Source organism: Corynebacterium gottingense (assembly GCF_002285125.1).
GTDB lineage: Bacteria > Actinomycetota > Actinomycetes > Mycobacteriales > Mycobacteriaceae > Corynebacterium > Corynebacterium gottingense.
Map to the genome: position 1 here is coordinate 55,520 of NZ_NSGN01000010.1, position 26,834 is coordinate 82,353.

27 protein-coding genes are annotated in these 26,834 nt (G+C 66.1%); 11 read left to right on the top strand and 16 right to left on the bottom strand.

Annotation, left to right across the window (positions count from 1 at the left end; all coding sequences use genetic code 11):
* From CKJ82_RS09950 to CKJ82_RS09960, 3 genes are all read right to left on the bottom strand, one after another.
* Positions 1-1,281: an esterase-like activity of phytase family protein gene (locus CKJ82_RS09950; RefSeq protein ID WP_095538006.1), complete on the bottom strand. Its 1,281-nt coding sequence runs from the start codon at positions 1,279-1,281 to the stop codon at positions 1-3.
* 85 nt (positions 1,282-1,366) lie between these two features.
* Complete coding sequence (locus CKJ82_RS09955; protein WP_095538007.1) at positions 1,367-2,713, bottom strand: HNH endonuclease signature motif containing protein; 1,347 nt, start codon at positions 2,711-2,713, stop codon at positions 1,367-1,369.
* A gap of 116 nt (positions 2,714-2,829) precedes the next feature.
* Positions 2,830-3,132 (bottom strand): LbetaH domain-containing protein, encoded by a 303-nt coding sequence (locus tag CKJ82_RS09960; RefSeq protein WP_095538008.1) that lies wholly within the window; start codon positions 3,130-3,132, stop codon positions 2,830-2,832.
* 168 nt (positions 3,133-3,300) lie between these two features.
* Here CKJ82_RS09960 and CKJ82_RS09965 point away from each other — a divergent pair, with 168 nt between their 5' ends.
* The 4 genes from CKJ82_RS09965 to CKJ82_RS09980 are packed head-to-tail and all read left to right on the top strand — an operon-like array spanning position 3,301 to position 5,363.
* The gene (locus CKJ82_RS09965) at positions 3,301-4,014 is read left to right on the top strand and encodes an SDR family oxidoreductase (protein ID WP_095538009.1); all 714 of its coding nucleotides are present in this window, start codon (positions 3,301-3,303) and stop codon (positions 4,012-4,014) included.
* Between the two features lie 19 nt (positions 4,015-4,033).
* On the top strand, positions 4,034-4,327 hold the full coding sequence (locus tag CKJ82_RS09970) for a heavy metal-binding domain-containing protein (protein ID WP_095275276.1): 294 nt from the start codon (positions 4,034-4,036) through the stop codon (positions 4,325-4,327).
* Positions 4,320-4,613 carry an RNA-binding S4 domain-containing protein gene (locus tag CKJ82_RS09975; protein WP_165765424.1) on the top strand — a complete coding sequence of 98 codons (294 nt, stop codon included), beginning with the start codon at positions 4,320-4,322 and terminating at the stop codon, positions 4,611-4,613. The genes CKJ82_RS09970 and CKJ82_RS09975 overlap by 8 nt, the downstream gene beginning before the upstream one ends.
* Before the next feature lie 24 nt (positions 4,614-4,637).
* Positions 4,638-5,363, top strand: a complete 726-nt coding sequence (locus CKJ82_RS09980; protein WP_095538010.1) for a VOC family protein — start codon at positions 4,638-4,640, stop codon at positions 5,361-5,363.
* Here the strand turns inward: CKJ82_RS09980 and CKJ82_RS09985 are convergent.
* Genes CKJ82_RS09985 through CKJ82_RS10015 form a run of 7 tightly spaced genes read right to left on the bottom strand, consistent with a single transcriptional unit; the run spans position 5,332 to position 15,473 of the window.
* Positions 5,332-6,045: an alpha/beta hydrolase gene (locus CKJ82_RS09985; protein ID WP_240510754.1), complete on the bottom strand. Its 714-nt coding sequence runs from the start codon at positions 6,043-6,045 to the stop codon at positions 5,332-5,334. The two genes, CKJ82_RS09980 and CKJ82_RS09985, sit on opposite strands and share 32 nt — an antisense overlap.
* Positions 6,039-7,886: a M13 family metallopeptidase gene (locus tag CKJ82_RS09990; protein ID WP_095538012.1), complete on the bottom strand. Its 1,848-nt coding sequence runs from the start codon at positions 7,884-7,886 to the stop codon at positions 6,039-6,041. The genes CKJ82_RS09985 and CKJ82_RS09990 overlap by 7 nt, the downstream gene beginning before the upstream one ends.
* 18 nt (positions 7,887-7,904) lie before the next feature.
* A complete protein-coding gene (locus CKJ82_RS09995) occupies positions 7,905-8,774 on the bottom strand; it encodes a cutinase family protein (protein WP_095538013.1) in 870 nt (289 codons plus the stop codon).
* Between the two features lie 5 nt (positions 8,775-8,779).
* Complete coding sequence (locus CKJ82_RS10000) at positions 8,780-12,127, bottom strand: arabinosyltransferase domain-containing protein (RefSeq protein ID WP_095538014.1); 3,348 nt, start codon at positions 12,125-12,127, stop codon at positions 8,780-8,782.
* A gap of 28 nt (positions 12,128-12,155) precedes the next feature.
* A complete protein-coding gene (locus tag CKJ82_RS10005) occupies positions 12,156-14,099 on the bottom strand; it encodes a galactan 5-O-arabinofuranosyltransferase (protein ID WP_095538015.1) in 1,944 nt (647 codons plus the stop codon).
* A gap of 31 nt (positions 14,100-14,130) precedes the next feature.
* Positions 14,131-14,784, bottom strand: a complete 654-nt coding sequence (locus CKJ82_RS10010; protein WP_095538016.1) for a response regulator transcription factor — start codon at positions 14,782-14,784, stop codon at positions 14,131-14,133.
* Positions 14,781-15,473 carry a sensor histidine kinase gene (locus tag CKJ82_RS10015; protein ID WP_095538017.1) on the bottom strand — a complete coding sequence of 231 codons (693 nt, stop codon included), beginning with the start codon at positions 15,471-15,473 and terminating at the stop codon, positions 14,781-14,783. The genes CKJ82_RS10010 and CKJ82_RS10015 overlap by 4 nt, the downstream gene beginning before the upstream one ends.
* Positions 15,474-15,566: 93 nt before the next feature.
* Here CKJ82_RS10015 and CKJ82_RS10020 point away from each other — a divergent pair, with 93 nt between their 5' ends.
* Genes CKJ82_RS10020 through CKJ82_RS10030 form a run of 3 tightly spaced genes read left to right on the top strand, consistent with a single transcriptional unit; the run spans position 15,567 to position 18,003 of the window.
* A complete protein-coding gene (locus CKJ82_RS10020; protein ID WP_240510755.1) occupies positions 15,567-16,232 on the top strand; it encodes an ABC transporter ATP-binding protein in 666 nt (221 codons plus the stop codon).
* Positions 16,229-17,602 carry an FtsX-like permease family protein gene (locus CKJ82_RS10025; RefSeq protein ID WP_095538018.1) on the top strand — a complete coding sequence of 458 codons (1,374 nt, stop codon included), beginning with the start codon at positions 16,229-16,231 and terminating at the stop codon, positions 17,600-17,602. Before CKJ82_RS10020 ends, CKJ82_RS10025 begins: the two co-directional genes overlap by 4 nt.
* Before the next feature lie 11 nt (positions 17,603-17,613).
* Positions 17,614-18,003 (top strand): DoxX family protein, encoded by a 390-nt coding sequence (locus CKJ82_RS10030; RefSeq protein WP_095538019.1) that lies wholly within the window; start codon positions 17,614-17,616, stop codon positions 18,001-18,003.
* 45 nt (positions 18,004-18,048) lie between these two features.
* Here the strand turns inward: CKJ82_RS10030 and CKJ82_RS10035 are convergent, their stop codons facing one another.
* From CKJ82_RS10035 to CKJ82_RS10045, 3 genes are all read right to left on the bottom strand, one after another.
* The gene (locus CKJ82_RS10035) at positions 18,049-18,813 is read right to left on the bottom strand and encodes a decaprenylphospho-beta-D-erythro-pentofuranosid-2-ulose 2-reductase (RefSeq protein WP_095538020.1); all 765 of its coding nucleotides are present in this window, start codon (positions 18,811-18,813) and stop codon (positions 18,049-18,051) included.
* A 13-nt stretch (positions 18,814-18,826) separates the two neighbouring features.
* The gene (locus tag CKJ82_RS10040) at positions 18,827-20,206 is read right to left on the bottom strand and encodes a decaprenylphosphoryl-beta-D-ribose oxidase (RefSeq protein ID WP_095538021.1); all 1,380 of its coding nucleotides are present in this window, start codon (positions 20,204-20,206) and stop codon (positions 18,827-18,829) included.
* A 109-nt stretch (positions 20,207-20,315) separates the two neighbouring features.
* Complete coding sequence (locus CKJ82_RS10045) at positions 20,316-20,552, bottom strand: hypothetical protein (protein WP_095538022.1); 237 nt, start codon at positions 20,550-20,552, stop codon at positions 20,316-20,318.
* Positions 20,553-20,596: 44 nt separating this feature from the next.
* Between CKJ82_RS10045 and CKJ82_RS10050 the strand changes: the two genes are divergently transcribed.
* Complete coding sequence (locus tag CKJ82_RS10050; protein ID WP_095538023.1) at positions 20,597-21,358, top strand: hypothetical protein; 762 nt, start codon at positions 20,597-20,599, stop codon at positions 21,356-21,358.
* 11 nt (positions 21,359-21,369) lie between these two features.
* Positions 21,370-21,804, top strand: coding sequence for a GtrA family protein (locus CKJ82_RS10055; protein ID WP_205691158.1), 435 nt, complete (start codon positions 21,370-21,372; stop codon positions 21,802-21,804).
* On the opposite strand, the gene glfT1 is transcribed toward CKJ82_RS10055, so the two are convergent.
* Positions 21,801-22,715: a galactofuranosyltransferase GlfT1 gene (glfT1, locus tag CKJ82_RS10060; protein ID WP_369825037.1), complete on the bottom strand. Its 915-nt coding sequence runs from the start codon at positions 22,713-22,715 to the stop codon at positions 21,801-21,803. The genes CKJ82_RS10055 and glfT1 overlap by 4 nt on opposite strands.
* A 157-nt stretch (positions 22,716-22,872) precedes the next feature.
* On the opposite strand from glfT1, the gene CKJ82_RS10065 reads away from it, so the two are divergent.
* On the top strand, positions 22,873-23,763 hold the full coding sequence (locus CKJ82_RS10065) for a Fic family protein (RefSeq protein WP_095538025.1): 891 nt from the start codon (positions 22,873-22,875) through the stop codon (positions 23,761-23,763).
* Here the strand turns inward: CKJ82_RS10065 and wzt are convergent.
* Both wzt and wzm read right to left on the bottom strand, forming a co-directional pair.
* Complete coding sequence (wzt, locus tag CKJ82_RS10070; protein ID WP_095538026.1) at positions 23,760-24,554, bottom strand: galactan export ABC transporter ATP-binding subunit Wzt/RfbE; 795 nt, start codon at positions 24,552-24,554, stop codon at positions 23,760-23,762. The two genes, CKJ82_RS10065 and wzt, sit on opposite strands and share 4 nt — an antisense overlap.
* A 37-nt stretch (positions 24,555-24,591) precedes the next feature.
* Complete coding sequence (gene wzm / locus CKJ82_RS10075; RefSeq protein ID WP_205691404.1) at positions 24,592-25,440, bottom strand: galactan export ABC transporter permease subunit Wzm/RfbD; 849 nt, start codon at positions 25,438-25,440, stop codon at positions 24,592-24,594.
* 168 nt (positions 25,441-25,608) lie between these two features.
* Between wzm and CKJ82_RS10080 the strand changes: the two genes are divergently transcribed.
* On the top strand, positions 25,609-26,820 hold the full coding sequence (locus tag CKJ82_RS10080) for an aminotransferase class V-fold PLP-dependent enzyme (RefSeq protein ID WP_095538028.1): 1,212 nt from the start codon (positions 25,609-25,611) through the stop codon (positions 26,818-26,820).
* Positions 26,821-26,834: the final 14 nt, after the last annotated feature.

The following is a 26,834-nucleotide window of genomic DNA, read 5'->3' on the forward strand; positions in this document are numbered from 1 at the left end:
CTACTTGATGGAGAAGATGAGCATCTCGGTGTCGTCCGGCTTGCCGCGGTAGCGGCCGTCGTTGCCCGGGAAGTTGTTGTCCAGGGCAGTGAGGTAGCGGCCGTCCTTGAGCTGGACGATGGTTTCCACGCTGACCAGCGGGAAGGAGAAGGGGTCGCCGACGCCGTACGCTCGGGCGTCGGACACCATGCCGATCTTGCCCGGGTTTGCAATGTTGAGCAGGTCCACCATCAGGTCCTTCTCCAGGGTGCTGCCCGGCTCCGCATCCTTGAAGCCCTTGACCTCGAAGACCTTCTTCAGCTTTGCGTCGGAGCCCAGGTTGTCGTCGCGCTCGAGGACGAGGAGGCGGCCGTCCTCGGTGAGGAAGGCGTCGCCCAGGTTCGCGTCCTCGGTGTCGGCGACGTAGTTCCAGGTCTTTCCGGTGTACTTGCCTTCCTCGGTGTCGAACTGGGAGATGACGCGGACGTGCTTGTCGGTGGCGTCGTCAAGATAGCCCTCGAAGATGGGGTAGAGGTAGCGCCCGTCGGTGGCCATGGACTCGAAACCCTTGGAGTTACGCAGGTTGGGGGTTTCCCCGTCCTTCAAGGCCGGGTTGGACGGGCTGGTGACGCCGGGGTAGGGGAACGGGGCGTCGAGAAGCGTGCCGTCCTTGTCAAGGTGCAGGATGTACGGGCCGAACTCCTCGCCGACCCAGAAGGTGCCGTCCTCGGCCTGGACGAAGGATTCGGGGTCGAAATCCGCGCCGGTGAGGAGGCGGTCCTCCGTGTCGTTGTTGACGATCTCCCACGGGATCTTGTGGTTCGGGTCCTTCATCCCGGCGAAGTCGAGTACCTCGACGCCGCCGACGCCCTGCGGGTCCTTGGCGGTTTCCGCGGTCTCCCAATTTGGCCTGACGTGGTAGATGCGCAGCAGGAAGTCGGAGGAGTTGTCCTTGGCGCCGAAGCCGTTATCGGGCAGGCCGTAGAAAGAGCCGTCGCCGATCTCGATCATGCCGGAGAAGCCGGGGATGACCTGGCCCTTGAACGGGTGCGTCTGGCCGTTGCCGTCGAACGCGTCCTTACCGGAGTCCGGACCCGGCGCCTGGTAGAGGGCGTCGAGCTTCGCGCGGGCTTCCAGGGTCGGGCCGGTGGAAGTCTCGGTGTTCTGGGTGTTCTGGGTGGCGATCGCGCTGATCGCGCCGCCGATGAGGCCGCCGGCGACGAACACGCCGGCGATGGCGGCGATGACCTGTTCGAGCGTGGCGTCCTTGACCATCTGGTTGAGGGGTGCGGGGAGTTGCATGTGGTGCTACCTCGTTTTTCGTTGCATGGTGGGTCGTGCCCAGCGAAGTTTAGGGCGCGTATTCACTTCGCGCTCGGTGAAAGGACTAGCTCGGGAAAATCATTCCGTATTCCCGCTCGAGCGCCGCGATCCGCGCGTGAGCTTTCTCCTCGTCGTGGTCGCGGTCGAGCTCGTCCAGGATCGCGTGGCCCTTGGCGGCGAACTCGGCGGCGCGTGCCCGATTCCTTCGCACGCTGTCCAGGCTGGACCTCCATCGCGGGTGCGTCGGCACGGCTTCCTGGTTGAGGAGCCCCTCGGACTCGGCGAACTCGTACGTCCCGTCGGCGAACAGCCAGACCACCTCACCGGTCGCCCGGTCGACCAGGTACGTGGCCCGCTTATCGGTTTTCAGGTTGTGATGGTGCTGGCAGAGCGCGAAGAGGTTGTCCGGCGTCGTCGTGCCACCCCGGTCGAAGGGGATGCGGTGGTCCAGTTGACAGTCCGCCGCCGACCGGTGGCACCCCGGGAAAATACATGTGCCGTCGCGCGCCACGACGTAGCTGCGCATCTCCGCGGTCGGCGTGTAGCTCTCGGTACTTTTCCGCGAAATCTCGTCCAGGTCCACCTCGCGCGCACCGGCCCGCGCGATCCACTCGTCCAGCGCCGCCGTCGCCTCCGGCCCCGTCCACCCGCTCCCGGGCAGCTGCACCGGGTCGCCCGCCGCGCGCCCCTTCGGCGCGTAGACGTGGAGCACCGGGCTTACCGACGCCACCACCTCCCCCGTCAACAGCCGCACCACCGTCTCGGCCAACGTCAGCTTCTGCTCGCGCGCCACACGGAGAATGCTCTTCTTGCACCGGGCCGCGGTCACCTCGTCCGTGTTGAGCTGGACCACGGACTGCGACACCCCGCCCAGGACGAAGTCTGCGAACGTGACTGATGGTCCCGCAGCGGCTCGCTCCCGGCGGCGCTTCGGGTCGTAGGCGCGCTCCGGGTCGATCTGGCGGATAAGCTCGCGGATGCGTCTGGTGACGGTGTGTCTCCGGGGCATGTGCTGATCGGTTTTGGAGGGCGTGAAGAGGGCGGCCAAGGTGTCGTCGATAAGCGCGAAAGCCTCAGGGTCGACCTCCTCCCCGAGCTCGGCGAGCACCCGCTCGATGGCGGTGAGGTGCGACATGTCGAGCAGCTTCGTGCGGCAGTGGATCTCCTGGAGCTGGGGGAGGTGCCGCAGCGTGGCGTAGGCGAAGATGCCGTGTTCGACGAAGCCCTTGGACCACCCGGTGGCCTGCTGGATTTGGGTAACACGCAGGTCGAAGTCCTCGATGTCGCCGTCGATGTACGGGGCGAAGACGGCGAAGTGGGCTTCGCGGGTGGCCTGGGCGGCGGAACTGAGTGGGTCGTCTGGTCGTTGGGTGCGGAAATAGGTCGGTGGCGATGCGGTTGCGGTGGTCATGGTGTCCCCAATCGAAGTGAAGTTTCCATCATGCTACCGAACGCACATACGACACGCAAGGGTTTTAGTGTGGCGACTCTGGCGACCAGGCAATATAGTGTTCGAAATGGTGTGGATTAGATGTTGCGTTTAACAGTTGCGAGCACACCCGCCACGAGGGAGTCCACGGTGATGGGCTGGCAGCCGGGACCGAACAGGGTGCGCGCCCCGATGTCCAGGATGGTGCAGTTGAAGTTCATGTAGCAGTCCGGTCCGAAGTGCGTATTCGTGCCGTACTCCAGGTGGATCGCGGCCCACACGCTGGGGGTTTCGCCGTTAGGGAACAATTCGGCCAAAAGTTCGCGGGCGCGCTTTGGGTCGGTATTGCTCGGCGCATTAAAGTCGCGGACCAGCGCCCAACCTGGCCCGTGGTCGGGCATATCTTTGGGGGTGGTGCCAGTCTGGATCGCGGCGATTGCCAGCCCTGTTCCAGCGCATCCGGGTGGGGACGAAGGATCGGTGCGCTGGGAATCATGGCGGGCAACACGGCGTGTACCTCGCGTGGATGATTTTCAGTGGGGCGAAATCGATCCTGTTAGGCTGATCACATGGGAAAGCAGCGAGTTGCAGTAGTTACTGGCGGTTCCGCGGGTATTGGCGCGGCGGCGGCCCGCGCGCTGGCGAAGGACGGGTGGCGCGTGGTCGTCGCGGCACGCCGGCTGGACCGGTGCCGAGCGGTCGCCGAGGAGATCGGCGGGGTGGCGGCGGAGTTGGATGTGACGGATCAGGGGAGCGTCGATAGGCTTGCGGCCCAGCTGGAACGCGTTGACCTGGTAGTCAACAACGCGGGCGGCGCGAAGCAGCTGGACTATCTCAGGGACGCGAGCGATGCGGACTGGGAATGGATGTTTGCCACCAACGTGATGGGCACGATGCGCGTCACCCGCGCGCTGTATCCGCAGCTCAGGGAGTCGCAGGGGCTGGTGATCAACATCGGGTCGGTCGCGGGCACGGACGCCTACAAGGGTGGGGCCGGCTATAACGCGGCGAAGTACGGCCTGCGCGGCGCCACTCGCGCGTTCCGACGCGAGGAGGCCGACCAGCGCATCCGCGTGACCGAGATCGACCCCGGCCGGGTGAAGACGGACTTTTCACTCAATCGATTCGCCGGTGACCAGGAGAAAGCCGACGCGGTGTACGAGGGCAAACTCAATCTGTCCGCCGAGGACGTCGCGGAGGCGATCCGCTGGGTGGCCAGCTTGCCGCCGCACGTGAACATCGACAGTCTCAACATCATGCCGGTGGATCAGGCCGAGCGCTGACCTCGGCTAGAATGACTGCATGATCTTGACTACGACTCCGACCGTTGAAGGTCGCACTATTAGTGAATACATGCGCGTTATTGGCGGCGAGACCGTCATTGGCATCAACCTCTACCGCAGCATGAGCGCCGGCTACAACCGCCCCGTGGAGATCGCGCAGGCCCGCGACGCCGCGCTCAACGAGCTGTGGAAGCGCGGCGAGGAGCTCGGCGCCGACGGCGTCATCTCCGTGGCCATCGACTACGAGCCGCTCGGCCCGGACGGCGGCGCCATGCTCGTCTCCGCGACCGGCACCGCGGTGAAGCTTGCCTAGTATGGACGTTTCCATTTCCGGCGACTCCATCCGCCTCGGCCAGTTTCTCAAGCTGGCCAACCTCGTCGAGTCCGGCGGCCACGCCAAGGAGGCTATCGCTGCGGGCGACGTCGCCGTCAACGGGGAGGTGGTGACGTCGAGAAGCCATTTGCTTTACGACGCCGACGTGGTCTCCCTCGACTCCACCACCGCCACCGTCGTCTGCGGCGGGGAGGACGACGACTACTTCGATGAACGCACCGCCAACGACGACTTCGACCCGGAGAAGTGGCGCAACCTCCCCTAACCCGAACCTGCAAAGGAGCCTTGCATGCCCGCTTTCAGCGCGGAACCCGGTATGCCGTACTGGCAGGACCTGCTCACGCCTGACGTGCAGAAATCCACCTACTTTTACTCCAAACTCCTCGGCTGGGAGACCTCCGGCGAGGACTACCTGGTGGCCAAGAAGGAGGGACTCCCGGTCGCGGGCATCGTGCCGGGCGAGAAGCCGGCGTGGGTGACCTATTTCCTGGGCGGTGCCCCGGTGGAAAAGTTTGGCGGAAAAGTTGTGGCGTCCTCCGAGGTCTCCCTGGGCCGGATGCAGGTGTGCCAGGACCCGGCGGGCGGCCTGTTCGGTCTGATCGACCCGGCCGGTGAGGAGCAGTTCGTCGCTGCCGGCGAGCCGGGCGTGCCGGTCTGGTACGAGTACAGCGCCCCGGATCTCGCGGCGATTGACTTCTACGGCGACTTGTTTGACTGGGAGATCAAGGAGTCGGACGGCTACTACCTGGCGCTCGCGGAGGGCGCGCCGTTTTTGGGCATGCGCGTGCAGGAGCAGCACGCGGGCTGGCAGAGCTTCTTCGGCGTGGCGAACATTTCGCAGGCGCGCCAGGAGGTCGGCATGCTGGGCGGGGAGGTGCTCGCCGGACCTGGCGATAGCCCCTTCGGGCCGATGCTGGCCATGCGCGACTCCGCCGGCGCCGCCTCCTTCCTCGTCGAGGCCCCCGAGCCCGCCCCGGAGGACTTCAGCGAGGCCGACTCGGTCCTAGATTTCTAAAGAACTCCGCGAGGTCCCGGACGCGACGCCGGGCCTCAGCCGGGGTCTGGATGTAGTGCGTCGAGTGGTACTCGTGGGCGTCGGAAATCTTTGCCCCGAGCTCGTCCTTCGTCCCCACCTGGAGAAACGTGGGCACGCCCAGGTCCGCAACTTTTGTGGGAAAAGTGAGGGCTAGGGCATCGACGTCGCGTGGCAGCCGCTCGCTGCCCGTGGAAAACGCCCACACCGCGACCGTTTCCGCGCCCTGCTCGCGGGCGAATGCCACCGCGTCGTCAGGCCTGTCCGACACCAGCACGGTGGCGCCCGACAGCTGCGCCACCGCCGCCGCCTCCGGCCGGAACCAGTGCTCCATCGCGCTGTCCGGCCCGTCCCACAGCGCGATCACCCAGGTCGCGGCGTCGTCGCCGTACAGCTCGCCGAGCGGGCAGCTTCTCGACGCCACCTCGCCCGTATACGCAACGCCCGGCATCGTATGGTCCACCGCGGACCCCAGCATGAGCATGGCCGCGTGCGTGATCCTGTCCGGCAGCAGCGCCAGGTACTGGGGCGAGTCCGGGTCGTACGTCGCCTCGATGTAGGAGACGAGCTGCTCCAACTGCAGCGCGTCCGGCAGCGGGCGGTCCACGCCGCCGACGTTGAAGTCCGGGTCGCCCTGGACGTTCTCCGGGTACTCGTCTACCAAATCTTCACCCTGTCCTCGGGGGCGATCCACATGGCGGAGCCCTCCTCGACGTCGAAGGCCTGGTACAGCTCGTCGATATTTGCGGCGATCACGTTGCAGCGGAACTCGTTCGGGGCGTGCGGGTCGATGGCCAGCAGCTGCGCGGCCATCTCCGGGCGGGTCTTGGAGCGCCACACGCGCGCCCACGCCTTGAACAGCGCCTCGAAGTCGGGGTTCTGCTCGTAGTTGCGGTACGCCACGACGGCGATGCCGAGCCCGCCGAGGTCACCAATGTTCTCGCCGAGGGTGAACTCGCCGTTGACGCCCTGGGAGCCTTCGTCGAGCACGGACGGTACGAGGCCGTTGAACTGCTCGACCAGCTTGGCGGTCAGGGCCTCGAAGGCCTCGCGGTCCTCGTCGGTCCACCAGGAGTTGAGGTTGCCCGCGCCGTCGTAACGCGAGCCCTGGTCATCAAAGCCGTGACCGATCTCGTGGCCGATCACCGCGCCGATCGCGCCGAAGTTCTCGGCCGCGCTGGCGTCCGGGTCGAAGAAGGGCGGCTGCAGGATCGCGGCCGGGAAGGTGATGTCATTGACCACCGGGTTGTAGAAGGCGTTGACGGTCTGCGGGGTGGTGACCCACTCGTTGCGGTCCGCCGGCTTGCCAATCTTGCCCAGCTGGTAGTCGTGCTCGAAGGCGGAGCCGCGGCGCACGTTGGCCACCAGGTCGGCGCCGCTGGTGGAGAACTCGAGCCCGTCGAAGCTGCGCCAGTTGTCGGGGTAGCCGATCTTGGCGGTGAACTGGTCCAGTTTTTCCAGCGCGCGCTCGCGGGTGCCGTCTGTCATCCAGTCCAGCGCCGAGATCCGCTCGCGGTACGCGGCGACCAGGTAGTCCACCAGCTTGAGCATGTGCTCCTTGCTGGAGGGCGGGAAGTGCTTCTCCACGTAGCGTTGCCCAATCTCCTCGCCCACGAGGGACTCGGCTAGCCCGACGGCGCGCTTCCAGCGGTCCCGCTGCTCGGTCGCGCCGGATAGCGTGGTGCCGTAGAACTCGAAGTTCGCGGCGCCGATCTCCTCGGTGAGGAGGCCAGCGCGGGTGCGCAGGATGTTCCAGACGGCCCACAGCTGCCAATCGGCGAGCGTCTCCGGGCGCAGCATGCCCTCGAGGTCCTCGGTGTAGGACGGCATCATGTTGATCACGGTGCCGTCGGGAAGCCCGGAGGCGCGCAGCAGCGCCTGCACGTTGGCGGGCAGCGCGTCGAGCGTGGTCGGGTTGTAGGTGGCCATGGCGTCGCGGGAGCGCACCACGTCCCAGTGGCTGCCCGCCAGCTGCGTCTCCAGGTTGAGGATGCGCTCGGCCGCCAGCGCCGGCGTCAGGCCGAGCAGGTACTTCGGGTCCAGCACGCCGAGCATGCGCGTCACGTGCTCCTTGTATGCGGCGAGCGTTTCGGCGTGTTCCTCGGAGCGGTAGTAGGCCTCATCGGGCAGTCCCAGGCCGGACTGGATGAGGTACGGCACGGAGTCCTCGCCCTGCGAGTCCTTCGCTACCCAGTAGGTCAGCGGGCCGCCGACGCCGCTGCGCTCGAGGGCGCCGAGCGCAGCGACGAACTCCTCGACGGTGGTCACGGACAGCGCGTCCAGGTCCTCCTGGAGCGGGGCCGTGCCAGCGGCGTTGATGGCGTCGGTGTCCATGAAGGAGGTGTACAGGTCGCCCCCGCGGCCCGCGCCCTCCTGCAGCAGCGCGTGGACGTCCTCCTCCGACTTGTCGCGCAGCGCGTAGAAGGATCCGTCGATGCCGCGGTCGGCGGGGATCTCGTGCTCGCGCACCCAGTCCCCGTTGACTAGCTCAAATAGGTCATGCATGCCCCCACTGTAACGGGTTTAGGCGTGCGAGATGATCCAGTTCGACGCTTCCTGCTGGTCCGCCAGCGTGTACTGGCCGTGGGCGCCCATGCCGGTGAACACGCCCAGCGCGCCGATGCCCAGGTTGCTCAGCAGGACGTTGAACTTTTTCAGCGGAAGTTTGCCGGCGCGCAGGTCGGTGGCCAGTGCGGGCTCGACAAGCGGGCGGTACTGGGCGTCGGTGGAGCAGACGATGTCGCGCGGGTTGCAGATCTCCAGGACCCGCTCGCCGAGCTCGCCGTAGCCGCCTTTGAGCTCGCCGAGCGCGCCGCGGGACTCGGGGGCCGTGATGCGGGAGAGGACCGCGCCGTTGCCGCCCTGGTACGGGTTGGCAAACAGGGCGGCGGAGTCGACCCGGTCCGGGGTAATCGGGCCGTTGCCGTGGGCGATGTCGCGCATGAGGCGCGACGCAATGTCCGCGCCGAGCGAGTAGCCGGTGAAGCTGAAGGTGGCGCCCGGGCAGGAGGCGGAGAGGCGCTTCACGGTGCGCACCGTCTCGTTGTACCCGTCCGCGGAGGATGCGTAGTAGTTGTTCGCCGCAAACGGGGTGGCGCTGTAGGACACCCACAGCGGCTGGACGGTTCCGCCCGTCCCCAGCTGGGTGAAGATGCCGGTGAGGAACACGTTGCCGCCGTGCGGCACCGCGTTGGGGATGCCGGGGACGGTGTTGGCACCGCCTGGGATGGCAATGAGATACTGGTCGGTGCAGCCCTGCTGCTCCACCAGCTGGCCCGCGTTGTCGGACGGCTGGATGGGCGCGGGGACCGCTTGCTCATCGGCCGCGGCGGCGGTCGGCGCCAGGGCGATGAGGGCAGCGGCAACTGCGGCAGCGAGACGGGAACGGCGCATTCGTCTTACTCTTCCGGGTCACGGATCTTCATCGGGCCCGGAGTCCACCAGCCCGATCGGACGACCTCATCGTAGTCTATCTGGGCGTTGTTTGGGATGTCACCGACGGAGTTCGTCCTGCGCTCGTACTTCGCGGCGGAACCCCAGTCGCGCTGCCAGTCGTTGCGCAGGTAGCCGGGGATCTCGTAGGAGTAGTTCACGGCCTCCGCGGTGGACAGCGCGCCGCCGCCCAAGAAGTCCATGAAGCCGGACAGCTGCTGCTTGCCCGGGGCGTCCGGCATGATGCGGTACTCCGGGATCTCGGTCACGCCGGCGTAGTGGCTAAACGTGCGCTGGCACGGGTACTGGAAGGCGACGGACCAGTCGAGCAGGCCGGGGGTGTTGCCGTCGAAGCGCTCGTTGAGCGGGGACAGGTGCGGGTTGCGCAGCGGGGTGATGGCCAGCCAGTCCTCCTCGGCCAGCGAGGCGTCCTCGGCCACCAGGCGCGCCACGTCCGCGTCCTCCGGCAGGTCCGCCAGCGGCAGGCGCAGGTTGCGCCACAGCGGGGTCGGGCCCTGGTCCAGCATTTCCTTCTCGCCCAGCTTGGTGATGCTGCCGTCGTCGGCGCGCTTGCCGTACTCCAGGACCAGCTCGGTGCCCTCCTGCTCGACGCCGTTGATGTCGTGGTGCTTGATGCGGCCGGCGACGGAGGTGACGAGGAGCGGGGAATCGTCGTGAAGCTCGGGCAGCTCGTACCAGGAGGTCTTGATCTTGGCGGACGCCTTCGGCTCGTCCTCGAAGGTGCCCAGCACCGGCACGCGCGTGTAGTCCAGGTTGAACGGCAGGCGGACGGTGGAGCCGTTGATGCCGCGCATGGACTTCGGGCGGTTGCCCTGCGTGTGCGTCGTGGTGGTGGATTGCGCCTCCTCGGTCAGGTCCTTGGAGTCCGGCGCGTCCTCCTCCGTCTCCGTGCCGTCGGTGCCAGCGCTTGTCGACGACGCGTCCTTCTCCACCGCCGACGCCTCCGAGCGCGAATCCTGCTGCGTATCGGAGGAGTTCGCGTTCTCGCTGACGATGAAGGCCGGCACGCCGTCGGGCGTGAACCCGCGGTTCTCGTCGCCGGAGTCGAGCGACTTGCCCAGCGGGACGCCGTCGGCCGGGGTGAGGAAGGAATCGTTGGTGTCGTCCTCCAGCAGTACATCGTTTGCAAGCGCGCAGGTGTCGCCGGCAAACGACTTCACGTTGCCCATGCCCACCGAGTACGCGGGGGCCTGGGACGCGAACGCCTTAGCAAAGGTGAGGCAGGAGAAGGCGACCATCGCCACCGCCATCACGGCGATGGGGGCAGCCATGATGCCGGTCCAGGCCCCGCCGACGCGCTTCTCGGTCTGGTCCTTGCGGAAGGACTGGACCACGCCCACCAGGGCAACGAGCAGGGCGAGGATGAGCACGACCTTATTCGCCTCGACCGCCTTGAGCTGGACCGTCTTATCCCACCACGGGACGCCGAAGGAGGAGACGTACCACCAGGCGTTCCAGCCGGCGAGGGTGAGCGCCATGAGGAACAGGACCGCGGCGATAGCGAAGGTGCGGTTGCGCTTGGACTGCAGCGCGATGTGGGAAAGTACCACGGCACCGAGCGCGGCGACCGCGCCGCCCAGGCCCGCGTAGATGCCAAAGTGGTGGGTCCACTTCGTCGGCGTGAACATGAGGAAGAACGTGGACAGGCCCACGATCAGCAGCATCCGCAGCGTCACGTCCTTGGCCACCCCGGGCACCTTGCCAAAGCGGGCGACCGCCCAGGAGATAAGGATGAGGCAGAAGAAGAACACGAACATGGGGAAGCGGCGCGACATCGCGCCGTCCACGGACTGCTGGAAGAGCGTGCCGTAGCGGACCCACTCGGAGAACCACTCGAGGGCCGGACCGACCTGGCTGCGCACCGACGTGGACTCGAGCACGGTGGCCAGCGTCTGGTCCTTGAAGATGGGCACGAACACCGCCAGGCCGGCACCCAGGAACACGGCCACGTAGGCCAGGCCGGGGGCGATGTGGCGGCGCCGGTTCATGATGCGGAACACGGCTGGCAGGCTGACCAGGAAGATGCCCACGGCGGCGAGGCCGGTCGGGCCGCAGGCCAGGGTGATCGCCGCGGCCACGGTGCCCCACGCGGCGGGGGCGAGCCGGTCGGAGGCGATGGAGCGCTCGAACATGGCCCAGGTGGCAATCACGCCGAGCGCGATGATCGGCTCCGGGCGCAGCCCGTTGTTGTACGGCAGCCAGAACGCCAGGAAGACGAAGGCGGCGGTCCAGTGGGCCACCTTGCGGTCTGCCACCACCGAGCCGAGGCGGGGGAGGATCTCGCGCGAGAGGATCCACCAGGTGAGGATTGCGGCGAGCAGCGTGGGCAGGCGCATCCACATGGACGCGGTGGTCACCTTGGACAGCAGGGCGAGGATGTCGTAGAACGGGGAGCCGAACGGGGCCTCGGGCACGCCGTACCAGCGGTAGTAGTTCGCCATGTAGTCCGAGTCGTTGGACACGCGGGCCATGGTGAGCAGGAAGCCGTCGTCGGAGGTGTTCGCGCCGAAGACGTGCCAGAACGCGAGGATGGCGAGCACGACGGCGTCGAGAAGCGTGAAGGTGCGCCAGCGGGGGCCGAAGGCGGGCAGGCGCTTCCCGTCGTAGCGGTCCAGGCGGCGCAGGGCCCACAGGCCGATCAGGGCGGCGATGAGGCCGCCGACCATGCTGAGCAGCTTGACGGTGGTGGGGGAGGAGGTGAAGCGAGAGTTCACGTCGACGGTGGCGGTGAGGCCGGCGTCGATAAGCTTCTGTGAAGCCTCGGGCTTGAGCTCGGTGTACAGGCCGGTGAGCTGGGGCCGGTAGTCATCGTCCGACTCCTCCACGAAGGTGGTGCCGGGGATGGCGGCGGTCATGCCCTCGTCGGTCTGGCGGATCTCCAGGCGCGCGTCGGCGGGCAGGGAGCGGACCTCGTCGGGGGTCAGCTCGAAGACGACGTCATTGAGCGAGGAGACCACCAGGCCGCCCTCGGGGGCGGTGATGAACAGGCCGCGGTCTGTCGCCTCCTTGGAGGATTCCGGGAGGGTGGACAGGATCGTGGTCTGGCCATCGCGCAGCTCGTCGACCGCGCTGAGCGGGATGGTCAGCGACACGTCCTGCGGCGCGAGCGAGATCAGCGGCGCGTTGACGGAGGCGACGCTGCCCTGCTGCGGCCAGGAAATCTTCGACTGCACCTGGTTGACGGGCAGGAATGGGGTGAGGACCAGCAGGACGAAGGCGATCAGACCGGAAACGATCGCGGTGTAGACCAGCGACTTCGGAGCTTTTGGTTGAACATTTGAAACGGTTGCCACGAACAGTCACCTTACTGTGACTGACGCGCTATGTACGCACCACTACCGCGAACGGGCCGATCTGCTCCACGTCCCAGTCGCCGCCCTCGAACGCCTTCGGGTTGAAGAAGATGCCCTCGTAGCGGACGTTCGGCTGGTTGGGGAAGATGTCGTGCGCGATGTGCGTCTTGAACCCGGCCTCCGGGTCGTCCACGTCGCCGCGGAAGATGAAGGCGGCGGGCGGCTCCCACTTCGCGCCGTCGATGGCCGCGGTGAGCTCCTCGGGGTGGTCCCAGGACAGCTGCGACCAGGCGGACAGGGCGTCGTTGCGCTGGTCGTACTCGCCGAGCGGGTTGGCGTAGTGGCTGGTAAACGCGTTGAAGCCGAAGAAGGGGTGGAACGCCATGAAGTTGATCTCATCGGTGTAGACCACCGCCTGGTTGGGGGCGTGCCCGTGCGACTCGATCAGCTCCGAGATTTCGCCGTAGTACTTCGCCGCGTTCGGCGGGAAGCGGTCGGCGCGCTCGCCGAAGCCGTCAGTGTCCGCGTAGGCCTGGTCGATGTGCGACTCGTTCTCGGCCGGGATCTGCTGCACGTACGCCAGGCACGCGCCGGCGAGCACGACCATGACGATGGCCATGATGCCGCGGATGGACTCCGGGGAGAACCGCGCCGGGTAGAAGTAGTCCAGCCCGACCAGGCAGGCGTCCATCACGCCGATCACGCCCGCGGTCGCGAACACCTCGATCACCAGCACCTCGATGCGGAACCCGAGCAGTGAGGTGCCCACCAGGGTGGCGGACATGGACGCCAGGCACCAGGCGTAGCAAACAATCGCGGCAATGCCTAACGACGCCACCTCTTTGTCCACCGCGCGCACCACCAGAAAGATCAGACCGAAGAAGGAAAGGACGCCGATAACGGAGAAGGACAGGAACGGCAGCGGGTAGGCCGTGCCTTCCTCCGGCAGGAAGTGGTTGGCGGTGGACTTCACCTCGTAGTCGCCGAACAGGACGTTGTAGAGGTACGGCGCCCAGCTCAGCAGCGCGATGACCATGGAGCACACGCCAATGACGCACAGCCGGCCGATCACCCGGAAGTTGCGGTCCTGCATGACGCACTCCACCCCCGCGAGCACGACCACCAGCAGCGCGGCGACCGCGGTGAACAGGGTGTAGAAGCAGGCGGAAAGGCCCAGGTAGAGCACCATGAAGATGATGGCGTTGCGGGAGCCGAGGAGCGCGCGGCGGGCGATGATGGCGGCTGCGGGGAAGAACATGGCGACGATGGCCGCGTACGGCTCGTCCGGCGTCTCCGTCAGGACGATCGCGGTGGTGACGGTGGCGATGGTGCACGCGACCGGCAGCGAGCCGGTGATCTTCTGCCAGATCGGGGTGAGCATGGCTGCGCCTGCCGCCAGGGTGATCAGCGCCCAGGGCTGGAAGACCTCCCAGCCCGGGATGCCCAGCAGGTCCGCCACGCGCCCGCCGGCCCAGAACCAGCCCATTGGGTAGAAGGTGGGCAGGTCCTTGTAGCTCATGTCCGCGTTCGCCGCGGTCTCCGTCATGCGCGACAGGAACTGGGTGCGGAAGCCCTGGTCCACCTGGATGCCATCCAGCCACAGGCGGGTCGCCGCCAGCGGGATGGCCAGCGAGGTGATCACCAGCGCTGGGGCAGTGACATACATCATCACCGCCTTCGGCCAGGTGCGCTTGCCGCGCAGCCAGCCGATGCAGCAGACCAGGGTGGCGCCGAGGATGACAAACGAGCCCGCCGTGGACAGCGCGCGCGTGGACATGGACCGGTTGAACGCCGGCAGGGAGATGGAGTGGAGCACAAACCAGGCGAGTGTGGTCACCGCGGCGGCCGCGAACCCGGCGGCGAGGGTGAGGATGAGCGTCTTCCGCGCGGAAAGTGCGTCGGGTTCATAGCCGGTGGTGCGCAGCCCAAACGTGGGGTCTACCGAAGTTTCAGGTGCAACTGTCGTGCTCATGCCCTCTAGTTTCGCACAAACCTGGCGGGTGCTACTCGACACCTCGCTCAGACAGGAACATCAAGATGGCGCGCACCCGTCGATTGTCCTCGTCCGGGGTGAGACCCAGCTTGGAAAAGATGCTGGAGACGTGCTTCGCCACCGCCGCCGACGAGAGATACAGTTTGGCCGAAATTTCGGCGTTGGACAGCCCCTCCGCCATGAGCTCGAGGACCTCGAGCTCGCGCGGGGTCAGCGCGCGCAGCCACGGGGCGCTGGCGTGCATGAGGGAGCTGGCCACCTCCGGGTCGATGACCACGCCGCCGCCGGCGACGGTTTCGCAGGTGGTGATGAAGTCCGCCACCTCGGCGACCCGGTCCTTGAGCAGGTAGCCCGTGCCGCCGCCGAACTTTTGGCCGAAAAGTTCGCGGGCGTACGGCGCGGCGACGTATTGGGACAGGACCAGCACGTTTAGGCCCGGGTGGCGCTCGCGGAGCTCCAGGGCGGTGGTGAGCCCGTCGTCGCGCATGTTCGGTGGCATGCGGACATCGGTGATGAGGAGGTCGGGGAGGGGTGTGGCGTCGATAAGCGAGGCGAGCTCCGTCGCGCTTGAGGCCTGGCCGACGATGTCGTGGCCGCGCCGGGTGAGCAGGCCGGCGACGCCCTCGCGCAGCAGCGCGGAGTCGTCCGCGATCACGAGCTTCACGCGCCCACCCCGCTTTCGCCGCGGAAGAGCAAAAGCGGGATGCGCGCCGCCACCGTGGTCGGGCCGCCAGCCGGGGAATTCAGTTCAAGGTTTCCGCCGAACGCGGCAACGCGCTCGCGCATCCCGTCGAGGCCGCCGCCCGGAAGGAAGTGCGCGCCGCCGTCGCCCTGGTCCGTGACCACGACGTTGAGCGTGTCGTCGCAGGTGATAAGGATGTGGACGGGCGCATCTTCCGCATATTTCGCCGCGTTCGTGAGCGCCTCGGTGGCGAAGAAGTAGGCGGCGGCGAGCACGGACGCGTCAATCGCAGGCAGCGGGTGCGGGGCGCGGACCCGCACGTGGGGGCCGTACTGGGAAGCTGCAGTCTCCACCGCCGCGACCAGGCCCCGGTCGGTGAGCTCGCTGGGGTGGATTCCGCGGACGGTGCGTCGCAAGGTGTCGAGGCCGCGCTTGAGGTCGGCCGCGGCGTCGTCGAGAAGCGCCCGGGTGCTCCCGTCAGTGTCGATCCGCGCCTCGCCCACCTTCATCGCAGCGGCGACGAAGTGTTGCTGCGCGCCGTCGTGCAGGTCGCGCTCGATGCGTAGCCGCTCCACCTCGTAGGCCTCGGCGATCCTGCGCCGAGATGCCGTGAGCTGGTGAACTCGTCTGGCGGCCGTGCCCTCGTTGCTCGCTCGTTTCCTCCACCTCATACCTGCATACAGTAGCGAGGTAGTGCTAGCACTACCCGAATTTTGGGCGCGAGCACCATGGTGAAACTTTTCGGCCAAAAGTTGAATGGAAGCATGCTCACTCTCACAGACATCACAAAATCATTCACCAGGCAGCGCGTCCTCGAGGGCGTAAGTCTTCAGGTCCAAGCCGGCGAATCGCTCGCCGTGATGGGGCCGTCGGGCTCCGGCAAGTCGACGCTCTTGCACTGCATGTCCGGCGTGCTCACCCCGGACTCCGGCGAGGTGGTCTTCGATGGCACCAATATCGCAGCGCTTGACGACGCCGCGCGGTCCAAACTTCGCCTCAACCACTTCGGCTTCATCTTTCAGGATGGTCAGCTGCTGCCGGAACTCACCGCCACCGAGAACGTGGCGCTGCCTCAGATCATGCGGGGCACCTCCAGAAAAGAGGCCCACGAGCAGGCGGACGACATGCTCACGCGGCTGGGCTTGGGGAACTTCACGTCAAGGTTCCCAGGCCAGCTTTCCGGCGGGCAGGCGCAAAGAGTCGCGATCGCTCGGGCGCTCGCCGGCCCGCCGAAGGTGGTCTTCGCCGACGAGCCGACCGCGGCGCTGGACCAGGCCACCGGGCATGAGGTGATGCAGGAGATCGTGGCGGTGGCGCAGAAATTCGGCGTCACGCTCGTCCTGGTCACGCACGACCCGAAGATCGCGGCCTGGTGTAACCGGCGCATCGAGATCCGCGACGGTCTCATTCACTCGGAGGTGGCGGCGTGAGCGCGACCACACTTCTCAAGGCGACCAACGTGCAGTCGAAGGACGCGCTGGCGCAGAAGCACTCCGGCGAGCGCTGGGTGCGGACACTTTCCGTAGTTGCGCTGGCGGTGGCGACGTGGATGCTGTGCACACTCGCCGGCGGCACGTGGATGTTCGTGGAGCGCGACAGGCAATACCCGGACATCGGCGGCGACATCGACATACCGCTGCTCTACATCGGGCTCGCACTCTTCGCGTGCGCGCTGCTCGTCCCCACCCTGCTCACCCTGCTCACGCAGGCGGCGCGGGCAGACCTGAGCGGGCGCGAGCAACAGCTAGCGGTGTTAAGGCTTATCGGCGCGACCGCAGGTGAGGTGCGAGGCATGATGATCCTGGAGGCGCTACGCAGGGCCTTCGTCGGGTTGAGCATCGGCACGGCGGCCTACGTAGCGAGCGTGCCAGCCTGGTCAGCGCTTTCCTTTCAAGGAGCACAGATCGGCACTTGGGAAATGTTCACCTGGTGGGTCGTGCCGATCGCGTGGACGGCCATCGCGCTGCTCGCCGCGGGTTCCGTGTGGCGCGCGCTGCAGCAGGTGGCGGTGACGCCGCTCGGCGTGACCAAGCGCGTGCCGCACCCCGGGCAGAAGGTAATCACCACGGTGTGCGCTGTCGCCGCAGCAATCGCGCTGTACATCTGGCTTGATCGGCACCCGATCGCGCCGGGGGCCGATTTCGCGGACGTCCTGGTGGCGCTCGTCGTCTTCATCGGGTTCTTGGTGGTGAATACGCTGATCGCCGTCGGAGTGATTCAGATTGTGGCGCGCTTAAGCTACCGAATCCCAGGCGCGTACAACTACGTAGCGACACGCCGAGTGGGCCGCGGCGCGAAGAACACGTGGCGCAGGTGCAGCGCGCTGTTCTTCGTCGCGTTCACTGCCGGGGTGGCCGGGGCGTTCCAAGGCATCGCGGAAAGTGAGGTGGCCCCCGAGGAGGCGCTCATCGTGCAAGATCTGCCCAAGGGCATCGCCATCACGGTGATCTTCGGCGCGGTACTACTGGTGCTGTTCACGCTGTTGACGCAGGCGCTCGCGGTGGTGGAGCAGAAGCAGTTGACCAAGTCGCTCCACTTCATCGGTGCGGCACCAACTTTTCACACAAAAGTTGCGGTGCGCGAAATTGGCGTGCCGATGGTGGTCGCAGCGCTGCTGGGATTTGGTCAAGGCGTGCTCGTCGGCCTGGTCATGGTCGGGGCAACGCCCGACGGGATCGCAACCGTACTGTTTTTCGGCGCGCTCATCGCGCTCGCTCTGGTCGGCTGCCTTGGTGCCGTGGTTGCCACCGGCCGTCTCCGCGCAAAGGTGCTCGCGGAAACCGGCAGGGCAAAGGATTAGTATCGGCGCGTATGAGTAAGCAAAGCCAAAATTTGACCGCAATCGCCCTCGGGTCCGCGATGACGTTCGCCGGAATCTCCCACCTCACCTTCAAACGCGAAGAGTTCCAGGCACAGGTGCCCAACTGGTTCCCCATGGACAAGGACGCCGTGGTTCTGGGCTCGGGCGTGGCAGAGATCGCGCTTGGCGCCGGGCTGCTCGCGTGGAAGAAGCGGCGCCGCGAGGTGGGCACCGCGCTCGCCGCCTTTTACGCCGCTATCTACCCGGGCAACATCGGCCAGTACGCCGAGCGTCACGACGGGTTCGGGCTGGACACCGACGGTAAGCGCCTGGCTCGCCTGTTCTTCCAGCCGGCGCTGATCGCCGGGGCACTCCACGCCGCTGGCCTGCCCGAGAAATAGCAAAAGTCCTGCTCCGAAACCGGGGCAGGACTTTTCGCCGAAAAGTTAGAAGTTCAGCTTGCGCATGATCGGGGCCGGGATGGCCTTGAGCACCATGGAGATCGGGCCGAACAGCTTGTGTACGAACACGTTGGACTTGCCGCCAAGCGCAGCCTCGACGGCGGCCTCAGCAACGTCCTCCTTGTTCACGGTCAGCGGCGCCTCGTCGAGGCCCTCGGTCATCTTGGTGCGGACCTGGCCCGGGCGGACCACGGTGACCTTCACACCGCTGTCGCGCAGTGCCTCACCGAGCTGGGTGTAGAAGCCGTCCATGCCGGCCTTGGATGCGCCGTAGACAAAGTTGGAGCGGCGCACCTTCTGGCCAGCTACCGAGCTCATGGCGATGATGTGGCCGTGACCTTGGGCTTTGAACTTTTGGCCCAAAAGTACGCCGACCGAGATCGGGGCGGTGTAGTTCGTCTGCGCGGAGGCGACGGCGGCGGCCTGGTCTTGCCAGAGCTGTTCCTGGTCGCCGAGCGTGCCGAACGCGACGACCGCCACGTCAACGTCGCCGTCCTCGAAGGCGGCGTCGATCACGCCGGGGTGGGCGTCGAAGTCGGTGGCGTCGAAGTCGATGAGGCGCACCTTGGAGGCGCCGGCGGCGGAGACTTTCTGCACCGCGGCGTCGATACGCGAAGAGCCCTTGCGCGCGGCGAGGGTGACGGTGGGGTTGCCGCCGCGGGAGGCGAGCTCGGAGACGATCGCGAGACCGATCTCCGAGGTGCCACCGAGCAGCAAAATGTTCTGGGCTTGGCCTACTGCATTCAGCATTGGGGATTCCTTTCTAGTGCAGCTCGAGGCGGCGGGACATGTCGGAGGCGAAGACGCCGGTCGGGTCGATGTCGTGGCGGGTCTTCAGCCAGCCGGGAAGCTCCGGGTACATCTTGTGGAACTTCTCTGCGCTGGTGCGGGACTCCTTCGCCAGGTAGAGGCGACCACCGAACTCCATGACCTGGTCGTCCAGGCGGTCGAGGAACTCGTTGAGGCCCGGACGGATCGGGAAGTCCACGCACACGTTCCAGCCCTTCATGGGGTAGGACAGCGGCGCGCGGTTACCCTCGCCGAACAGCTTAAACACGTTCAGCGCGGTGTAGTGGCCGGAGGACTGGATCTGGTAGATGATGTCCTTGAACGGCTCGACCGCGTCCGTGGGCACCACGAACTGGTACTGCAGGAACCCCTTCGATCCGTAGCCGCGGTTCCACTCGCCGATCAGGTCGAGCGGCTGGTAGAACTGCGTGAGGTTCTTGATGTCGTTCTTCGACGGCGCGCCCATCATGTAGTAGGCCTCGCCGATCGCGGACAGGGTCAGCTTGTTCATGGTCCAGGACGGGAAGATGTCCGGCACCGTCATCAGCTGCGGTGCCTTGAACTTCAGCGGGTCCTTCGCCAGCTTCGGCGCGAACTCCTTGAGCTGGTCCAGGGTGGCCAGCGAGCCGCGGGAGATGGTGGAACGGCCGGTCTTCGGCGGTGCGGAGATCGCGTCGAACCACGCGGAGGAGTAGGTGTAGCCCTCCTCCTGGCCGTGGGAGTGCTCCTCGATCGTCTCGTCGAGGGTCGTGGTGCGCACCGTGTCGGAGATGAAGTAGGCGGTCTCCGTCTTCGTCATCTTGATACGGGCGCGCAGGATGATGCCGGTCAGGCCCATGCCGCCGACGGTGGCCCAGAACAGTTCGCTGGTCTCGCCCTCCGGCTCGAGGTGGAGCACGCGGCCGTCGGCCACGAGCAGCTCCATGGAGACGACGTGGTCGCCGAAGGAGCCTGCGGAGTGGTGGTTCTTACCGTGGATGTCCGGGCCGATGGCGCCGCCGATGGTGACCTGGCGGGTGCCGGGCAGGACGGGGACCCACAGGCCGTAGGGCAGAGCAGCCTTCATCAGCTGGTCCAGGGTCACGCCAGCGTCCACGTCCACGATGCCGGTGTCCGGGTCGATGGAGTGGATCTGGTTGAGCTCCTGCATGTCGATGACCAGACCGCCACCGTTTTGGGCGGGGTCGCCGTAGGAGCGGCCCATGCCGCGGGCGATGACGCCGCGGCCGCTCTCGGCTGCCACCTGGACGGCCTTGGCGATGGTGTCCACGTCCGGGGTGGACAGCACGTGCGCCGTGGACGGCGCGGTGCGGCCCCAACCGTAGAGGGATTTCAGTTCGGTGTGAAGTTCCATGTCTCCGCTTCTCTTCATACAACTAAAGGTGGAAAAGCTTGCGTTCTTCGAGCCTACTCACAACAGGCCGAACTTCCCTCATTGAAAGGTGTGATCTATTTCTCGTGTCTTAGAGGTCCATGATCTCGCGGATCTCCTGTGGCAGTTCCTCCTGCGACGTGATAGTCGGTTTACCTGATGCTTTGTGCTCTCGGAGGAGCTCGTAGATGCGCCCGCGGCCCACGGAATCCACAAAAGGTAGCTCTTCCGCGAAGACGCGGACCATGAAGTCGGACAGGGGCACGTCGACACGCTGTGCCGCCTCGTGGATCGCGTTCGGGTCGTCGCCCTTGTAATGCTTCCTCATGCCATTCACCCTAGCGGGTGCCAAAAACCTCTATTGTGGGCGCCATGGGCAGCACGCTGTACTCCGAACACCTGGCGCCGGTGATTCAACTTTCCCCCGGCGCCACGTTCATGGTGCGCGTGGCACTCGCCTCGGATGAAGAGGTCTACCGCTGGGTCGGCCTGGACTCCACCACCACGATCGATGAGTGCCGCGAAATCATCGCCGCGCTTTTTGGCATCGAGGAAAAGGTCGGCACGCCAGAGCAGGGCATGCTTATCGACGTCCTCTCGTCCCCCGGCGACACCGCCACCTTTACCTGGGGCCTGTGGCAGTTCACCATGCAGCTCGCCGACATCTACCCCGGCACCAGCGACGGGCCCGTCTGCGTGGCGGGCGAGGGCGCATTCGGCGGTGCTGACCTGGACCTGGACGCCGTGCGCCAGCAGCTGGCGGCGAGCCAGCTGCGCCCCGAGGTGCGCGAGGTGATCCACCGCGCCGAGTCCTTCGACTTTGTGCCGCTCCTCCAGGTGATCGCCGACGGGGAGCCCTCCTCGCCGGCGCAGGAGCGCGCGAGGCTTGCAGCCCTGCTCCCGGAATCGGCGGGCAAGACGAGCGACGCGTTCTGGGTCCACGTGCTGGTGATGGCGTGCTTTGCCGACGAGCCGACGACCCGCAAGCTGGCGCTCGGGCTCATGCGCGCACTCGGCTGGGAGGACACGGACGCCGACGAAGTGTTCACGTTAAGCCGGGCCGGCGAGGCGTTCGTGGGTGCTCTCTCCGCCGTGGACAGGTTGGAAATACTGCGCGAGCTGCTTCACGGGTAGACTGGTCCGCCGTGTCTTCCACAGTATTCAAACAGTTGGTCCCGTTTCTGATCATCGGAATCGGCTGCGCGGTCATTGACTTCGGCATTACCTACTCGCTCCACGAGTTCGTGGACATCCAGCGCGACCTGTCCAAGGTCGTCGGCTGGATCTTTGGCACGCTCATTGCGTACCTGCTCAACTCCAAGTTTGCGTTCCAGGCCGAGGTGAACGCGAAGAAGGCCGGCGCGGTGTTCATCCTCTATGCCGTGACGTTCGTGGTGCAGATCCTGCTCTACCGCTGGACCGAGGGCCCGCTCATCTCGATGGGTCTGGTCAACCCGTGGAAGGACGGCGTCTCCTTCGTCATCGCTCAGGGCGTGGCCACCGTGACTAACTTTGTGCTGCAGCGCCGCGTGATCTTCCGGGAGGAGACGAAGATCATCGCGCAGCAGGACCCGATTTAGGGTCGGCGGAAGTCCTCGCGGGCGCCGCGGCGCAGCAGCTTCAGCCACTGGAAGAACTCGCGGGGGCTCTTGCGCTCGAGCAAGAAGAACCAGCCGAAGCGCACCACTTCCTGCAGCTGCATCTTCTTCATCCCGCGCTGGTTAATGATGTAGCCGCGGTTGCGGTACGTGAAGTAGCGCTTCGTGGGGTTATCCGGCCACTGCGCGTGCGCGCGACCGCCCATGATGGGGTGGAACTCGCTCGACCCGTCCGGGTGCAGGTAGCTGGTGGTCAGCGCCGTGCCGTACTTCAGGCCCGACTGCGCCAGGCGGCGGTGGTACTCCACCTCGTCGCCGCGGATGAACAGGCGGTAGTCGGGCACGCCGATGCGTTCCATCGCTCGCGCGCTGATCAGGGCGCCATTGAACAGCGAGGCGTATTGGGGTAGGAAATCGCCGGTCAGCTCGTCGACTCGCCGGTGCCAGACGGTGCCCTGGCGCAGCGGGAATGCGAGGGCTTCGGGGTCGTTGATGTTGGCCACGATCGGGCTGACCTCGTGCAGAGCGTGCGCCTCTGCCACGCGGTAGAGCTCGCCCAGCACGTGCTCGTCGGCGGGGCGGCCGTCATCGTCCGCGCACCAGATCGCGTCCGCGCCGAGGGCAAGCGCGTGCAGGAAGCCGTAGGCGAACCCGCCCGCGCCGCCCAGGTTGGTGCGGCTGGGCAGGTAGACAGCGCGGTCGCCCGCAAGCTCTTCGAGCAGGTCCCTGACCTGGTCCTCCGCGCCGTTGTCCACCACAATCACCCACTGCACTGGGTGGGTCTGGTTCACCACCTGTTCCAGGGAAGCGCGCAAAAGTTCCACGCGCTGGTGGGTGACGATCACAGCGGCCGTTTCTCCGGCCGGGGACAGGGTGGCAGTCATGCCTTCCATTCTGCCACTCAACCACCGAACTGAGGCGTGTGACATGGAGGTGGCGAAGGTTTAGGCGTTGAATCCTGGAATCTTGAGGAAACCGGCTGATCGCAACAGGTTCCGTGAAAGCAGTTTATGTTCCATGACTTTTCACGGAAACTTGTAGAATATTGGCATGCTGAACGCGCGGACCACCTCAAAAATCGACGCTCTTCTTGATACGTATGCAGCGTTGCGGGAGGACAACCCCGAGGCCATCGCGGAGATTGCGCGCGCAGAGGTGGCGGAGGCGGTGTATAACTCGAACGCCATTGAGAATTCCACTTTGACTTTGGAAGACACCGAGAACATCCTGGCGGGGTTCACTGCTAGAGCGCACGATGTGCGGGAAGTCTTTGAGGCTAAGAACCTGGCTGAGGTGACTGAGGAGCTAATTCGAGGCGTCGGTAAGCTCGATGCAAACCTCATTCTGCGACTGCATGGCATGTTGCTTCGCGGTATCAACGATGACTGGGCTGGCCGGTTCCGTCGGCGGGGAGAATGGGTACGAGTAGGGGCACATATGGGTGCTAATCCTGAGTACGTAGACCGGCTGGTAGAGACCATCATCACTGAGTACTACGAGGATGAGAACTATTTCATCGATCGCGTCGCGCGGTTCCACGCAGAATTTGAAACCATCCACCCATTCTCAGACGGCAATGGACGCGTAGGGCGCGTCATTATCAATCAACAACTCTTGGAGTTAGGGGTGCCGCCCATCATCATTCCGAACAAAGGAAAAGAGCGCCACTACTACCCAGTGTTCCGCGGCTATCCAGTAAGTGGTGATTATTCAGCGCTGAGCACGCTCATCGCGCGGCAACTCATTGAGTCACTGAACAAACGTATTACGCTCATCACCGCGCCGAAGGTGATTCGCCTATCGGAGTGGGCAAAGGTTAACGGTGTTTCTGGGTCTGTCGCCGCCAATAAGGCGGCGAGGGGCACCATCCCGGCATTCCGACAGCGCGGAACGTGGATGATCGACGCACACTATGGCAACGACGCAGAGGGCAGCGTCTAGGCTTCTTCCCCGTGGAATCGTTCCACCAGCTCGGCGACGTACTCGCCGGTCTCCGGGCCCTCGTAGGCGGCCACCACGTCGGAGACCAGGCCCGCCTGGCGGATCTCGCCCTTGTCCACCCACAGGGCGGTGTTGCACAGCTGGGCGAGGAAGTCGTTGGAGTGCGAGGCGAACACGAGGATGCCGGAGCGTTTCACCATCTCGGCCAACCGGACGCGTGCTTTGGCCATGAAGGCGGCGTCGACGGCGCCGATGCCCTCGTCGAGAAGCAAAATCTCCGGCTCGATCGAGGTGACCACGCCGAGGGCGAGGCGGACGCGCATGCCGGTGGAGTAGGTGCGCAGCGGCATGTTGAGGTAGTCGCCGAGCTCGGAGAACTCCGCGATCTCGTCCATCTTGTCCTTCATCTGCTTGCGGGTCTGGCCGAGGAAGAGGCCGCGGATGATGATGTTCTCGTAGCCGGAGATTTCCGGGTCCATGCCCACGCCGAGGTCGAAGACGGGGGCGACGCGGCCGCGCACGTCGGCGACGCCGCGGGTGGGCTCGTAGATGCCGGACAGGAGGCGCAGCAGCGTGGATTTGCCGGCGCCGTTGTGGCCGACCAGGCCGACGCGGTCGCCCTCGCGCAGGTGCAGGTTGATGTCTTTGAGCGCCTCGACGACGACGGTGTTGGAGGCGTTCTTGCCAATCTTGCCGCCGGCCGAGGACATGACGGCCTTCTTCAGCGAGCGGGACTTGGCGTCGAAGATGGGGAAGTCGACGCAGGCGTTATAGGTGTCGATGGAAACCATGGGGAGACTCCTTCCTTAAACCCCGAGTTAGACCCTGTTAGACCCAGTACGGCACGCGGAAGCGCATCTGGCGCATGGCCAGCAGGGTGATGAGCAGGCCGACGGCGGTGCAGATGGCCACGATGCCCCAGTGGTAGGCGTCGACAGGCTGGTTGATCATGGGGGCGCGGACGATCTCCAGGTAGTGGTAGAGCGGGTTGATCTCCGCGAGCAGCGCGCGCTGGGCCACCTCGCCGCCCTGCTCCTTGAGCGTCTGCGTGGTCCACACGATCGGGGTGACGTAGAAGAGCAGCTGCACGAGCGCCTCGAGCAGCGGGGCGACATCGCGGAAGCGGGTGGCGATGATGCCGAAGAGCATGGTCACCCACACGCCGTTGAGCACGAGCAGGAGCAGCGCGGGGATGGCCAGCAGCGTCTGCCAGGTCAACGGAATGCGGAAGATGATCACCAGCAGCACCCAGATGACAACGTTGTGTGCGAAGAAGAGCAGCTGGCGCCACACCAGGCGGTACACGTGCACCGACAGGGCGGAGGGCAGTTGCTTGATCAGGCCCTCGTTCTCAATGAAGACGTTGGCGCCGTCCTTAATGCAGCCGGAGATGAACCCCCAGACGATGAAGCCGACGGTGACGTGCGGGAGGAACTCGCGCACGTCGATTTGAAACAGCATGGAGTACAGCAGGCCGAGGGCGAGCGCCATGACGCCGGTGGCGATGGTGATCCATAGCGGGCCGAGCGTGGAGCGTCGGTACCGCTGCTTGATGTCCTGCCACCCGAGCTGCAGCCAGAGCTCGTATTGGCTCCAGCCGCGTACGAGGTCGCGGAAGGACATCCCCATCGTCTTGGACTTGGACGGCGGGGTTTCGTGGTCTGCGTCGCTGGTCATGCGCGTGACGTCCGCGCGGAGTTGTTCAAAGTCCTGCACCTTACTCACCCTAGCGTTAAGAGCGTGCTTTGCAGGATTTTGCCCCGGAGCAGGCAGTGTGCGCGGTAGGGGTGGAACGGGCATAATTGGTTCCGATCTCAACCACTGGAGCGAAGTAAGGGGTGTGGCATGGCGTTCGATGTCGCCAGTATTCGTGGCCTGTACACCTCGCTTGGCGACGGATGGACGTACCTCAACGCCCACGACACGCCCCAAATCCCGGAGCGTGTTTCCGCGGCGGTGTCGCGCTCGTTCCGCCTCTCCGCGTCGGTGGCCCTGCCGGAGCCGGGGGCGGGCACCCACTCGCGCGAGCAGCTAGGCCGCCCGGAGGGCGAGTCGTACGTGCAGCAGGCGCGTTCCGCGGTGGCGGACCTGGTCGGCGCTGCCCCCGGGCGCGTGGTGCTCGGTCCGAGCCTGCCCGCGCTCTACGCGTCGCTGGCGGTGGCGCTGAAGCCGCTGTTCCGCCGCGATTCTTCCCTGGTGCTCAACGGGGTGGACCGCCCCGAGCTCACCGGAGCCCTGGCCCGCATTGACGCCCCCACGAAGTACGCACAGGCAGACCTTGCCACGGGCGACCTGCCCGCCTGGCAGTTCGGTGACCTGGTGGACGGCGCGACCCGCCTCGTCTCGGTCCCTGCGGCGCACGCGGAGCTGGGCACCATCATCGGCGTCGGCGACGTCGTCGAGCGGGTGCGGGAGCGCTCGAGGGCTTGGGTGCTTGTCGACGTCTCCGCCTACGCCCCCTACAAACCGATCACCTTCGACGCGTGGGGTGCGGACATCCTGGCGATCGACCTCGCCGAGCTCGGCGGGCCGCAGCTGGGCGCCCTGGTTTTCCGCGACGAGGCCATGTTCGGCCGCCTCGACGCGTCCGCGCTGGACATGCAGGTGTCCACGGGGCTCGCCGGTGGCGTGCCCGCGGTGGTGGAGCATTACGCCTCCCTCGTGGAGGGCGCGCAGGGCCGCCCGACCCGCCGCAACCGGCTGACGCACTCGATGGGGGAGACCGCCACCTACTTCAACCGGCTGCGCGATGACCTGGACACGTTCCTGGGGACGCTGCCTGCGGTCCACATCGTCGGCGTCTCGGGCGAGGCGGCGGAGGACGCGGCGATTGAGCGCATTCCCCGGCTGATGTTTGGGGTGCGGGGCGTGCCGTCGACAATGGTGCACCAGCGTCTCTTCGCCCACGGCATCGTCTCCACGATGGCGCGGCCGAGCCAGCTGATCAGCGACATGGGCGTCGCCGAGATGGGCGGCGCCGTCACCGTCGGCCTCGCGCCCTTCAACACCGAGACCGACATCGAGCAGCTCATCCGCACCGTCGCGTCGCTGGCGTAACTTTTCGCCGAAAA

Coding starts and splice junctions, on each gene's coding strand:
- CKJ82_RS09950 (WP_095538006.1), bottom strand. CDS start 1,281: ATGCAACTCCCCGCACCCCTCAACCAGATGGTCAAGGACGCCACGCTC.
- CKJ82_RS09955 (WP_095538007.1), bottom strand. CDS start 2,713: ATGACCACCGCAACCGCATCGCCACCGACCTATTTCCGCACCCAACGA.
- CKJ82_RS09960 (WP_095538008.1), bottom strand. CDS start 3,132: ATGCCCGACCACGGGCCAGGTTGGGCGCTGGTCCGCGACTTTAATGCG.
- CKJ82_RS09965 (WP_095538009.1), top strand. CDS start 3,301: ATGGGAAAGCAGCGAGTTGCAGTAGTTACTGGCGGTTCCGCGGGTATT.
- CKJ82_RS09970 (WP_095275276.1), top strand. CDS start 4,034: ATGATCTTGACTACGACTCCGACCGTTGAAGGTCGCACTATTAGTGAA.
- CKJ82_RS09980 (WP_095538010.1), top strand. CDS start 4,638: ATGCCCGCTTTCAGCGCGGAACCCGGTATGCCGTACTGGCAGGACCTG.
- CKJ82_RS09990 (WP_095538012.1), bottom strand. CDS start 7,886: ATGCATGACCTATTTGAGCTAGTCAACGGGGACTGGGTGCGCGAGCAC.
- CKJ82_RS09995 (WP_095538013.1), bottom strand. CDS start 8,774: ATGCGCCGTTCCCGTCTCGCTGCCGCAGTTGCCGCTGCCCTCATCGCC.
- CKJ82_RS10005 (WP_095538015.1), bottom strand. CDS start 14,099: ATGAGCACGACAGTTGCACCTGAAACTTCGGTAGACCCCACGTTTGGG.
- CKJ82_RS10015 (WP_095538017.1), bottom strand. CDS start 15,473: ATGAGGTGGAGGAAACGAGCGAGCAACGAGGGCACGGCCGCCAGACGA.
- CKJ82_RS10020 (WP_240510755.1), top strand. CDS start 15,567: ATGCTCACTCTCACAGACATCACAAAATCATTCACCAGGCAGCGCGTC.
- CKJ82_RS10030 (WP_095538019.1), top strand. CDS start 17,614: ATGAGTAAGCAAAGCCAAAATTTGACCGCAATCGCCCTCGGGTCCGCG.
- CKJ82_RS10035 (WP_095538020.1), bottom strand. CDS start 18,813: ATGCTGAATGCAGTAGGCCAAGCCCAGAACATTTTGCTGCTCGGTGGC.
- CKJ82_RS10040 (WP_095538021.1), bottom strand. CDS start 20,206: ATGGAACTTCACACCGAACTGAAATCCCTCTACGGTTGGGGCCGCACC.
- CKJ82_RS10045 (WP_095538022.1), bottom strand. CDS start 20,552: ATGAGGAAGCATTACAAGGGCGACGACCCGAACGCGATCCACGAGGCG.
- CKJ82_RS10050 (WP_095538023.1), top strand. CDS start 20,597: ATGGGCAGCACGCTGTACTCCGAACACCTGGCGCCGGTGATTCAACTT.
- glfT1 (WP_369825037.1), bottom strand. CDS start 22,715: ATGGAAGGCATGACTGCCACCCTGTCCCCGGCCGGAGAAACGGCCGCT.
- CKJ82_RS10065 (WP_095538025.1), top strand. CDS start 22,873: ATGCTGAACGCGCGGACCACCTCAAAAATCGACGCTCTTCTTGATACG.
- wzt (WP_095538026.1), bottom strand. CDS start 24,554: ATGGTTTCCATCGACACCTATAACGCCTGCGTCGACTTCCCCATCTTC.
- wzm (WP_205691404.1), bottom strand. CDS start 25,440: ATGACCAGCGACGCAGACCACGAAACCCCGCCGTCCAAGTCCAAGACG.
- CKJ82_RS10080 (WP_095538028.1), top strand. CDS start 25,609: ATGGCGTTCGATGTCGCCAGTATTCGTGGCCTGTACACCTCGCTTGGC.